The organism is Pseudomonas sp. S3_A03, from assembly GCF_054668275.1.
Genome location: NZ_CP162753.1, coordinates 5283748 through 5295652, shown reverse-complemented (window position 1 = coordinate 5295652; position 11905 = coordinate 5283748). Strand labels below are relative to the sequence as shown.

The window sequence follows — 11905 nt, the reverse complement described above, 5'->3', positions numbered from 1 at the left end:
CTGCCATAAAGGGTTTCGCTGCCGCCGCCTGAGGAGAAAATTAGAAATGACCTTCGTCGTCACCGACAACTGCATCAAGTGCAAGTACACCGACTGCGTAGAAGTGTGTCCGGTGGACTGCTTCTACGAAGGCCCGAACTTCCTGGTTATCCACCCGGACGAGTGCATTGACTGCGCCCTGTGTGAGCCAGAATGCCCGGCCGTTGCGATTTTCTCCGAGGACGAAGTGCCTGCGGGTATGGAACAGTTCATCCAGTTGAACGTCGAGCTGGCAGAAGTGTGGCCGAACATCACCGAGCGCAAAGATCCGATGCCGGATGCCGCTGAGTGGGATGGCAAACCCAATAAGATTGAGCAACTAGAGCGCTAAAACGCCGACATGCCCAACAAAAAAAGGCCCTCAAGGGCCTTTTTTGCATTCTGGTGCCTGCGTTCACTTTCCTACAGGCGAAAAAAGGGGCGGTATGACCCGCCCACATTTTTTCCCTAGTCCCTGTATTCCTTTTCATCATCCTGATGAATCGCATCCCGCGATATTCCTTGAACCATCGTTCCGTGATGGCCGTGCCAATCCGTGGACACAGGGCTGATGTTAGAGAGTTCCAAGGGAAGTTCAACGAGATGCTACCAGCGCACTGATGGGCTTACCCGCTTAGACACCAGAAAATAATTCTTATATTTCAATAAGATAGAAAACACGTTCGCAATTTCGAGACGGATACGGCGAATAAAAACCCCAAACGCTTACGAAAAAGTAAGCCATTGCTTACACGAACAATTGCGTAAAGGGGTAATCAGCGCACATTGCCCCTCTGCCAGGCGTAAAAAAGCCCCGACACTGTCGAGGCCTTTTACCTTAAACAATCTCAGTCGTCGCTGACGGTAATCGTCGGCATCGCCGGGGCAGCGGCTTCCTGCAACACGATCCGCGCGCCCACATGACGAGCCAGTTCCTGATAAATCAGGGCGATCTGGCTATCCGGCTCTGCCATCACCGTTGGCTTACCGCCGTCAGCCTGTTCGCGAATCTGCATCGACAACGGTAGCGAGGCCAACAGTTCCACCCCGTACTGGGTCGCCAGCTTTTCGCCACCACCTTCACCGAACAGATGCTCGGCGTGACCGCAGTTGGAGCAGATGTGCACGGCCATGTTCTCCACCACACCCAACACCGGAATGTTGACCTTGCGGAACATCTCAACGCCCTTTTTCGCGTCCAATAGCGCCAGGTCTTGAGGGTGGTCACGATCACGGAGCCGGCCACCGGGACTTTCTGCGCCAGGGTCAGTTGGATATCACCGGTGCCTGGCGGCATGTCGATCACCAGGTAATCCAAGTCGCCCCAGGCGGTCTGGGTGACCAATTGCAGCAACGCCCCGGACACCATCGGCCCACGCCACACCATCGGCGTGTTGTCGTCGGTGAGGAAGGCCATGGACATCACTTCCACGCCCAGGGACTCGATCGGCACGAACCACTTCTGGTCCTTGACCTTGGGCCGCGTGCCTTCGGCAATGCCAAACATCACGCCCTGGCTGGGCCCGTAAATGTCCGCGTCGAGGATGCCCACGCGCGCACCCTCACGGGCCAGGGCCAGCGCCAGGTTGGCCGCTGTGGTGGATTTACCCACGCCGCCCTTGCCGGACGCCACCGCGACAACGTTTTTAACGTTGGCCAGGCCCGGGATCTGCGCCTGGGCCTTGTGCGGCGCGATCACGCATTGAATGTCAACCTTGGCCGAGCGCACGCCGTCGAGGTTTTCGATGGCCATTTGCAGCATCTGCGCCCAGCCGCTCTTGAACAAGCCGGCGGCGTAGCCCAGTTCCATTTGCACTGACACCTGATCGCCCTGGACCTCGATGCCACGCACACAGCCGGCACTGACCGGGTCCTGGTTCAAATAGGGGTCGGTGTACTGGCGAAGAACGGCTTCCACCGCTGCGCGATTCACGGCGCTCATGAGCTACTCCCGAAAAAGACTGACTGAAACAGGCGGCTATCCTAACCGTTCCGGCGAATTAACGGCATGCTTTCGAAGGTTCGGAAGATTCGGAAACAGCGCCACGGGGTGAAATATATCCGCCGGCGCTTTATAGTGGCCGACCTCCGTTTCATCAAGTAGCCGAGCCCCATGTCCGAGCCACGCAAGATCCTCGTCACCAGCGCCCTGCCCTATGCCAATGGTTCCATCCATCTTGGCCATATGCTTGAGTACATCCAGACCGATATGTGGGTGCGTTTCCAGAAACATCGCGGCAACCAATGCATCTATGTCTGCGCGGACGACGCCCACGGTTCGGCCATCATGTTGCGCGCCGAAAAGGAAGGCATCACCCCGGAACAACTGATCGCCAACGTGCAGGCTGAACACAGCGCCGACTTTGCCGAGTTCCTGGTGGACTTCGACAACTTCCATTCGACCCACTGCGAAGAAAACCGCGAGCTGTCGAGCCAGATCTACCTGCGATTGAAGGAAGCGGGGCACATCGACCAGCGTTCGGTGACCCAGTATTTCGACCCGGAAAAGAAAATGTTCCTGGCCGACCGCTTCATCAAGGGCACCTGCCCGAAATGCGGCACCGAAGACCAGTACGGCGACAACTGCGAAAAATGCGGCGCCACCTACGCACCGACCGACCTGAAGGATCCGAAGTCGGCGATTTCCGGCGCCACGCCGGTGCTCAAGGACTCCCAGCACTTCTTCTTCAAGCTCCCGGATTTCCAGCAAATGCTGCAAACCTGGACCCGCAGCGGCACCTTGCAGGACGCCGTGGCCAACAAACTCTCCGAATGGCTCGACAGTGGTCTGCAGCAGTGGGACATCTCCCGCGATGCGCCGTATTTCGGCTTCGAGATCCCGGGTGAGCCGGGCAAGTACTTCTATGTGTGGCTGGACGCGCCGATCGGTTACATGGCCAGTTTCAAGAACCTGTGCGAGCGTACGCCGCAGCTGGACTTCGATGCGTTCTGGGGCAAAGACTCCACCGCCGAGCTGTACCACTTCATCGGCAAGGACATCGTCAATTTCCACGCGCTGTTCTGGCCGGCGATGCTCGAAGGCTCGGGCTACCGCAAGCCGACCGGCATCAACGTGCATGGCTACCTGACGGTCAACGGTCAGAAAATGTCCAAGTCGCGCGGCACCTTTATCAAGGCGCGCACCTACCTGGACCACCTGTCGCCTGAATACCTGCGCTACTACTACGCCTCCAAGCTGGGCCGTGGCGTCGATGACCTGGACCTGAACCTGGAAGACTTCATACAGAAGGTCAACTCGGACCTCGTGGGCAAAGTCGTCAACATCGCCAGCCGATGCGCTGGTTTTATCCACAAGGGTAACGCCGGTGTACTGGTCGCCGAAAACGCTGCGCCGGAACTGACCGACGCGTTCCTGGCCGCCGCGCCAAGCATCGCCGACGCCTATGAAGCACGCGACTTCGCCCGCGCCATGCGCGAAATCATGGGCCTGGCTGACCGCGCCAACGCCTGGATCGCCGACAAGGCACCGTGGTCGTTGAACAAGCAGGAAGGCAAGCAGGCTGAAGTCCAGGCGATCTGCGCCACCGGCGTCAACCTATTCCGCCAACTGGTGATCTTCCTCAAGCCGGTGTTGCCGTTGCTGGCCGCCGACGCCGAAGCGTTCCTGAATGTGGCGCCGTTGACCTGGAACGACCACGCCACCTTGCTCAGCAATCACACGTTGAACGAGTTCAAGCCGCTGATGACCCGTATCGACCCGGTAAAAGTCCAGGCCATGACCGACGCCTCGAAAGAAGACCTGGTTGCCAGCCAGACCGATACCGGCTCGACGGCACCGGCAGGTAATGGTGAATTGGCCAAGGACCCGATTTCTCCAGAAATCGAGTTCGACGCCTTCGCCGCCGTGGACCTGCGCGTCGCGCTGATCGTCAAGGCCGAAGCGGTGGAAGGTGCCGACAAGCTGCTGCGTCTGACATTGGATATCGGTGACGAGCAACGCAACGTATTTTCCGGAATCAAAAGCGCTTATCCGGACCCGTCCAAACTCGATGGTCGCCTGACCATGATGATCGCCAACCTCAAGCCTCGGAAAATGAAGTTCGGTATTTCCGAAGGCATGGTGATGGCGGCCGGCCCCGGCGGTGAAGAGATCTACCTGCTGAGCCCTGACAGCGGCGCCAAGCCGGGCCAGCGCATCAAGTAAGCCCTGCCCAACAGCCCTGTCGTCTCGGCGACAGGGCTTTTCAGCTAGTGCCCCTCTCTTGGTTGCCGGATAATCAGGTTCTGTTTGTTTAACCGGCATGCCCAGGGGATTGTCATCACTCGGGTGACGCTCCTGGGTTTCAACGCAATGACCAACGCATGAACCTCATTCAACGTATCGACGCGCTCCTGCCACAGACCCAATGCGGCAAATGCGGGCATCCGGGCTGCAGGCCTTACGCCGAGGGTATTGCCCAGGGTGAGGCGATCAACAAGTGCCCGCCGGGCGGCCAGGAAACCATTATCGGGTTGTCGCAGTTGCTGAGCGTGCCGGTACTGAAGCTGGATACAACCCGGGGCGAGGCGCCTGCACAGGTGGCGTATATCCGTGAAGCTGAATGCATCGGCTGTACCAAGTGCATCCAGGCGTGCCCGGTGGACGCAATCGTCGGCGCGGCCAAGTTGATGCACACAGTGATCATCGACGAGTGCACGGGCTGCGACCTGTGCGTAGCGCCCTGCCCAGTAGACTGCATCGAAATGCGCCCACCAACGACAGTCCTGGCGATTGTGGGCGGCCTGGCGAAGAGCGACGAGGAGCGCCGCCAACGCGATTTCAAGCGCAACCGCGCACGGCAGCGCTTCGAACAACGTAACGCGCGCCTACACCAGGAAGAAGAACACAAATTGGCCGAGCGCCTTGCCAGGCTCAAGCGATCGCCGGCGATAGAGCCCGTTCAACTTGACGAAGCACAGGCTGCCCGGGACGCGGCGGTAAAGAAAGCCAAGATCAATGTCGCGATGAGCCGCGCCCAGTTGCACAAGTCCTTGAAGGCGTTTGGGCATCCACCGACCTTTGAGCAACAATCGCAATTGATTACGCTACAGCAACAGTTCGAAACGTCGGAGCAGACACTGGCCGCCCTAGAGGCGAGCCATACAATCACGCCGACGCCGCCCTCCAGTAATGCCGATCTAAAACGCGCCAAGATTCAGCTGGCTATGCGCCGCGCCGAGCTGAAAAAAGCCCAGGATCAGCATGCCGACCCGCAACAGTTGGCCCAAGCGCAACACCGATTGGATGAAGCACAGCGCCAGGTAGATACCCATGGTGCTTGACCCACTACTCGATACAACGCTGATCGAGCGTAAGGAGCCCTGCGCCCCATGAATGCCGCAAAACGTCTGGAAATTTTCCGCCGGTTTCACGAAGACAATCCGGAACCCAAGACCGAACTCGCCTACTCGTCACCGTTCGAGTTGCTGATTGCGATAATTCTGTCGGCGCAGTCCACGGATGTTGGCGTCAACAAGGCCACCGCAAAGCTGTATCCCGTCGCCAATACGCCAGAGGCGATCTATGCCTTGGGTGTGGAGGGTTTGTCGCAATACATCAAGACCATCGGCCTGTACAACAGCAAGGCCAAGAATGTCATCGAGACCTGCCGCCTATTGATAGAACAGCATGGCAGTGAAGTACCGCAAACGCGCGAAGCGCTGGAAGCGTTGCCGGGTGTGGGGCGAAAGACCGCCAATGTGGTACTCAATACCGCGTTTCGGCAACTGACCATGGCCGTGGACACGCACATTTTCCGGGTGAGCAACCGTACCGGTATCGCTCGCGGCAACAACGTGGTGGAAGTAGAAAAGCAGCTCATGAAGTTCGTGCCCAAACCCTATCTGCTGGACTCCCACCATTGGCTGATTCTTCATGGGCGCTACGTTTGCCAAGCCCGCAAGCCACGTTGCGGGAGTTGCCGCATCGAAGACCTGTGCGAATACAAGGACAAGACGTCCGACGATTGAGCGATCATTAACTTTGTCGATGAGTCGATTGAAAAAATCTTTTTTACCGCTTCATCAATTCTCGTTATAAGGAGCGCCAACGGCAGTCTTAGCCTGGAGTTAACCTTATGAGCACTGGCAAGGAACAACTGGAAGTAGAAGACGACCTCGTTGAGTCGGATGACGATGTGGCAGAAGCCCCTGTAGAGGTGGCAAAAACCAATCTAAGCAAACGCCGCACCATCGACAATCTTCTGGAAGAGCGACGCTTGCAAAAACAATTGGCCGATTACGACTTCGACCTCTGAACAAGCGACCAACGACCGGAAGCCTCCCTGACGGAGGCTTTTTTCTGCCGGTTGCCCTGGTTATTCGGGAGTTGCGTCCCCCCTATACCAGTCCGTTACGCTGCGCCAACTCGATCAAGTCAACCAGCGACCGAGCATTGAGCTTGAGCAACAGGCGAGTCTTGTAGGTGCTGACGGTCTTGTTGCTGAGGAACATACCGTCGGCGATCTCCTTGTTGGTCTTGCCCCGTGCCAATTGTTGCAACACCATCATCTCTCTGCCCGAAAGGCGCTCGACCATATCGGCTTCGCTGGCGTTGCCCATGGTGGAGCGCACGGAATTGAGCGCCTGGTTTGGAAAGTAGCTGTAGCCTGACAGAACAGCCTTGATCGCACTCAGCAACTCGGTCAGGTCCTGTTGTTTGCACACGTAGCCGGCAGCGCCTGCCTGCATGCACCGCATGGAAAAATGGCCAGGAGCCTGAGAGGTCAGCACCAGCACCTTGAACGGCACAGATTGTTTGGTTGAAGACAGCCGGCAAATAACCTCCAGGCCATCGAGTTTGGGAATCCCAATATCCAATATAACAATGTCCGGCATATGCTCCCGTGCAAGTTGCAACGCGTCGACACCGTTGTCGGTCTCGGCAACGACCTCATAACCATGACGTTCCATTAGCATACGCACAGCAAGACGAATGACGGGATGATCATCCACGATCAGCACTTTATTCATGAGAAAGTCAATTTCGCTGTTCGAATTATTTAGAGCAAACACAATAGCCTAGTCGTTTCCTAGTTGGCATAGCGTTCCCCCCGAGCAACAGCAAGCAGAGACGTAACCCACAGAGATAAAAGAAATACCCTACAAAAAAACGCCGACTCAGATGTGTCTTGCTTTACAGAGCCTTTCAGACCTTTCCGGGGGCTTACATATTTTGAGGGAAATGACCCGACGATTAAGGGGCGGCGGTAAACGCGCCGCGCATGGCGTTCAGGCAAACCCTGCTGCACGGGGCATTCAGGAGCGGGACCGCGTGAAAACAAATAGTGTGTTTCAGTTCCCTTTAACATATTTATTAGATCCTTGTTTCCTACAGAACTTTCAGCGGCAAATAGACTCACCACAGTTTCATAAGTGAACTTTCTGTAAGACCAGTTCCTACACAGGTGTAAAAATTCATTCCCCTTTAAAACAACCCGCTTTAGGGCCGATACAAAATCGGTCCCACACGAACTTGAGCAATCATTAAATGGATAAACAACGCGTATTTATCCAAGGCTTTCGGCCAAAAAAAATGGCCCCTTTTAAGGGGCCATCCTTCACTGCGGATACAACAATCAGAACAACGAGCGGCCTTTGTTGGCAGCGATGCGCATGCGCAAGGCATTCAACTTGATAAAACCAGCTGCGTCCGCCTGGTTGTAAGCACCGCCATCCTCTTCGAAAGTGGCGATGTTGGCATCGAACAGCGAATCATCGGACTTACGCCCGGTGACAATCACATTGCCCTTGTACAGCTTCAGGCGCACAACGCCATTCACGGGGGCCTGGGAGGCATCGATCATCTGTTGCAACATCAGACGCTCAGGGCTCCACCAGTAGCCGGTGTAGATCAGGCTGGCGTACTTGGGCATCAGCTCGTCTTTGAGGTGAGCCACTTCACGATCCAGGGTAATGGACTCGATGGCGCGGTGAGCGCGCAGCATGATGGTGCCGCCCGGGGTTTCGTAGCAACCACGGGACTTCATGCCCACGTAACGGTTCTCGACGATGTCGAGGCGGCCGATGCCGTGTTCGCCGCCGATACGGTTCAGGGTCGCAAGCACGGTGGCCGGGGTCATTTCGACGCCGTCCAGTGCCACGATGTCGCCGTTGCGGTAGGTCAGTTCCAGGTACTGCGGTTTGTCTGGAGCGTTCTCCGGAGAGACGGTCCATTTCCACATGTCTTCTTCGTGCTCGGTCCAGGTGTCTTCCAGCACGCCGCCTTCATAGGAGATGTGCAGCAGGTTGGCGTCCATCGAGTACGGGGACTTCTTCTTGCCGTGGCGCTCGATCGGGATCGCATGCTTTTCAGCGTAATCCATCAATTTTTCACGGGACAGCAGGTCCCATTCACGCCAAGGTGCAATTACTTTCACGCCTGGTTTGAGAGCATAGGCGCCCAGTTCGAAACGCACCTGGTCGTTACCCTTACCGGTAGCGCCATGGGAAATAGCGTCAGCACCGGTTTCATTGGCGATTTCGATCAGGCGCTTGGCGATCAGCGGACGTGCGATGGAGGTACCCAGCAGGTACTCGCCTTCGTAGACGGTGTTGGCGCGAAACATCGGGAAAACGAAATCGCGGACGAACTCTTCGCGCAGGTCGTCAATGTAGATCTCTTTCACGCCCATGGCTTGCGCCTTGGCACGTGCTGGCTCGACCTCTTCGCCCTGACCCAGGTCAGCGGTGAAGGTCACCACTTCACAGTTATAAGTATCCTGCAGCCACTTGAGGATCACCGAAGTGTCCAGGCCGCCGGAATACGCGAGAACGACCTTGTTTACGTCGGCCATGCCATCACTCCACGGGGTTGTACGGAAAGGCGTCGATTCTACCGACCAAAACCGTGGATTTACAGGGGCGCGACAGCAAATGAAGATAAAGCGACAGATTATGTCGAGCGGGCGACCGATGGTCGCACGCTACGAGCACACTTATGACTGCCGTTATGAAGTGTGCGCAGGATTGCTCGGGCCACTGGCCTGGGGAGCCGGTTTCTCCGGAGCCGCTACCCGCTCAAGCTGAATATTCACACGGCGGTTGCGGGCCCGGTTGGCGGCATTGGTGTTGGGCACCAAGGGGTAGCTTTCGCCATGGAAACGCAGGGTGACCTGGGATTCCTGAATGCCGTTGGCCTTGAAGTAATCCATCACCGCCAATGCGCGACGACGCGACACATCGCGATTGCTCAGGCGGTTGCCACTGTTGTCCGAATGACCGTTCAACTCGATATGGTTGACGGTTGGATCCGCCTTCATGAATTCGAGAATCACCGACAATTTCTGTTTGGCCGCTGCATCCAATTCGATACCGCCGCCGGGGAAGCCGACTTCGGTCTGCTTGACCTGATCGTAATTCATCGGCAACAGCTTGGCGGTGCACAGCTGATAATCGCTGTAGGCCTTGTTGAACTTGACCGGCAACAGGCGAATTTCCGAGTAGCCGCCCTCACGCGCATAATGCCGAACAGTCGGCGAGCGCCCTTCGAGCAAGCCATTGAACAGGCGACCAGCCTGAGCCTGGGAGCTGTTAAAAAGCACATCGCCACTGCCGGCGCGCACGGCACCGAGGTTGATGTCGCCACGCCCCGGCTGCCAGGGAGCAGCAGCGGCCAGTAGGGTGGCCGACCCGGCGCCCAGCGAGCCGCCATAGGCTTTCAGACGGAAAGTCGCTTGCTCACCGGCCCGGCGTACGAACTCACCCGAACCGAAGTCGGTGATCGGCTGGGTCAGTCGGCACTCGAACTTGTCGCCTTCCACCTTCCACTCAATGTTCTCCAGACGTGTCTGGAACGTGAGGGCCATCGCAGGCAGGCTGGCGAACACACTGAGCAGGGCTAGATAATGCTGGCGCACGGGAGGCTCCACTGGTTTCTACAACACTTCAAAGCGTCATACATCGATAAGGCATACGAAAGGCTATCGGATGCATCCTGCAAAACTTGATAGCGAGTGCCTGCAAGAGTCTTTTCCGGTAGCATTCCCACCAGATTGACCCGCCTGGAATCCCCAATGTCCGACCGCCTGACCCTGCTGCGTCCCGACGACTGGCATATTCATCTTCGCGATGGTGCTGCGTTACCTCAAACCGTGGCCGATGTTGCGCGTACGTTTGGCCGCGCCATCATCATGCCTAACCTGGTACCACCGGTACGCAATGCCGCTGAAGCCGACGCCTATCGCCAGCGAATCCTCGCTGCACGACCGGCCGGCAGCCGCTTTGAGCCGTTGATGGTGCTCTACCTGACCGATCGCACCCAGCCCGAAGAAATTCGCCAGGCCAAGGCCAGCGGTTTTGTGCACGCCGCCAAGCTGTACCCGGCCGGCGCGACCACCAACTCCGACTCCGGCGTAACCAGCATCGATAAAATCCTGCCGGCCATCGAAGCCATGGCTGAAGTGGGCATGCCGCTGCTGATCCACGGTGAAGTTACCCGTGGCGACGTGGACGTGTTCGACCGCGAGAAGGTCTTCATCGACGAGCATATGCGCCGTGTGGTCGAGCTGTTCCCGACCTTGAAGGTGGTGTTCGAGCACATCACCACCGCCGATGCCGTGCAATTCGTCACCGAGGCTTCGGCCAACGTCGGCGCGACCATCACCGCGCACCACCTGCTCTACAACCGCAACCACATGCTGGTGGGCGGGATTCGGCCGCATTTCTATTGCCTGCCGATCCTCAAGCGCAACACCCACCAAGTGGCCTTGCTGGATGCCGCGACCAGCGGCAATCCGAAGTTCTTCCTCGGCACCGACTCCGCGCCCCACGCTCAACACGCCAAGGAAGCCGCGTGCGGCTGTGCCGGTTGCTACACCGCGTACGCCGCCATCGAGCTGTACGCCGAAGCGTTCGAACAACGCAATGCACTGGACAAACTCGAAGGTTTCGCCAGCCTCAACGGCCCGAAGTTCTATGGCCTGCCGGCGAATACCGACCGCATTACCCTGGTCCGTGAAGACTGGACCGCCCCTGCCAGCCTGCCCTTTGGCGAGCTGACCGTTATCCCGCTGCGCGCCGGTGAAACACTGCGCTGGCGCCTGCTGGAGGAAACCAAGTGAGTGAAGACCATTACGACGACGACCAGGAACACGGCGGCGGCGGCGGCTCGCGCCACCCGATGGCCGAACGTTTTCGCGGCTACCTGCCGGTCGTTATTGACGTAGAAACCGGTGGGTTCAATTGCGCCACCGACGCCCTGCTGGAAATTGCCGCCACCACTATCGGCATGGATGAACAGGGCTTTGTGTACCCAGAACACACCCACTTCTTCCGCGTCGAGCCGTTCGAAGGCGCGAACATCGAAGCCGCAGCCCTGGAATTCACCGGCATCAAGCTCGATCACCCACTGCGCATGGCGGTAAGTGAAGAAACGGCCCTGGCCGATATCTTCCGTGGCGTGCGCAAGGCGCTGAAGGCCAACGGCTGCAAGCGCGCGATCCTGGTCGGGCATAACAGCAGCTTCGACCTGGGTTTCCTGAATGCCGCCGTGGCGCGCCTGGACATGAAGCGTAACCCGTTCCACCCATTCTCCAGCTTCGACACCGCGACCCTCGCCGGTCTGGCGTACGGCCAGACTGTACTGGCCAAAGCCTGCCAGGCAGCCGGTATCGACTTCGACGGGCGCGAGGCCCATTCGGCCCGCTACGACACCGAGAAGACTGCGGAGCTGTTCTGCGGCATCGTCAACCGCTGGAAACAGATGGGCGGCTGGGAAGACTTCAACGACTGAGAGTCTCCTGAACGCGCCGCGTACCCAATGTGGGAGGGAGCTTGCTCCCGATGGCGGCGTGTCGGTGATGTATCCATGGGTTGATGCACTGCAATCGGGAGCAAACCCCCTCCCACAAAAAACCGGCCTTCACAGGCCGGTTTTTTTACCTTGAAT

At 57.9% G+C, this 11905-nt stretch carries 10 protein-coding genes and 1 pseudogene; 7 read left to right on the top strand and 4 right to left on the bottom strand.

The genetic code is table 11. The features are described 5' to 3' along the window. Positions 1–46 precede the first annotated feature (46 nt). Positions 47–370: a ferredoxin FdxA gene (gene fdxA / locus AB4O25_RS24225; protein WP_003172109.1), complete on the top strand. Its 324-nt coding sequence runs from the start codon at positions 47–49 to the stop codon at positions 368–370. Positions 371–866: 496 nt separating this feature from the next. On the opposite strand, the pseudogene apbC reads toward fdxA, so the two are convergent. Further along, positions 867–1960 (bottom strand): annotated as a pseudogene (apbC, locus tag AB4O25_RS24220) (iron-sulfur cluster carrier protein ApbC). Between the two features lie 171 nt (positions 1961–2131). Between apbC and metG the strand changes: the two are divergent. The 4 genes from metG (at position 2132) to AB4O25_RS24200 (ending at position 6275) form a co-directional block, all read left to right on the top strand. After that, positions 2132–4183, top strand: coding sequence for a methionine--tRNA ligase (gene metG / locus AB4O25_RS24215; protein WP_017526362.1), 2052 nt, complete (start codon positions 2132–2134; stop codon positions 4181–4183). Positions 4184–4341: 158 nt separating this feature from the next. Next, positions 4342–5301: an electron transport complex subunit RsxB gene (gene rsxB / locus AB4O25_RS24210; RefSeq protein WP_116078356.1), complete on the top strand. Its 960-nt coding sequence runs from the start codon at positions 4342–4344 to the stop codon at positions 5299–5301. 48 nt (positions 5302–5349) lie between these two features. After that, complete coding sequence (nth, locus tag AB4O25_RS24205; protein ID WP_460150040.1) at positions 5350–5988, top strand: endonuclease III; 639 nt, start codon at positions 5350–5352, stop codon at positions 5986–5988. A 107-nt stretch (positions 5989–6095) separates the two neighbouring features. Beyond that, positions 6096–6275 (top strand): PA3496 family putative envelope integrity protein, encoded by a 180-nt coding sequence (locus AB4O25_RS24200; RefSeq protein ID WP_017526359.1) that lies wholly within the window; start codon positions 6096–6098, stop codon positions 6273–6275. Between the two features lie 82 nt (positions 6276–6357). Here the strand turns inward: AB4O25_RS24200 and AB4O25_RS24195 are convergent, their stop codons facing one another. From AB4O25_RS24195 to AB4O25_RS24185, 3 genes are all read right to left on the bottom strand, one after another. Continuing rightward, a complete protein-coding gene (locus tag AB4O25_RS24195; protein WP_017526358.1) occupies positions 6358–6990 on the bottom strand; it encodes a response regulator transcription factor in 633 nt (210 codons plus the stop codon). Positions 6991–7595: 605 nt separating this feature from the next. Next, positions 7596–8813: an argininosuccinate synthase gene (locus tag AB4O25_RS24190; protein WP_460150039.1), complete on the bottom strand. Its 1218-nt coding sequence runs from the start codon at positions 8811–8813 to the stop codon at positions 7596–7598. Positions 8814–8966: 153 nt separating this feature from the next. After that, complete coding sequence (locus AB4O25_RS24185) at positions 8967–9875, bottom strand: flagellar protein MotY (RefSeq protein ID WP_017526357.1); 909 nt, start codon at positions 9873–9875, stop codon at positions 8967–8969. A gap of 156 nt (positions 9876–10031) precedes the next feature. Between AB4O25_RS24185 and pyrC the strand changes: the two genes are divergently transcribed. Beyond that, positions 10032–11078 (top strand): dihydroorotase, encoded by a 1047-nt coding sequence (gene pyrC, locus AB4O25_RS24180; protein WP_017526356.1) that lies wholly within the window; start codon positions 10032–10034, stop codon positions 11076–11078. Beyond that, entirely contained in the window at positions 11075–11749 is a 675-nt protein-coding gene (rnt, locus tag AB4O25_RS24175) for a ribonuclease T (RefSeq protein WP_017526355.1), read from the top strand. Before pyrC ends, rnt begins: the two co-directional genes overlap by 4 nt. The last annotated feature ends 156 nt before the right edge of the window (positions 11750–11905 follow it).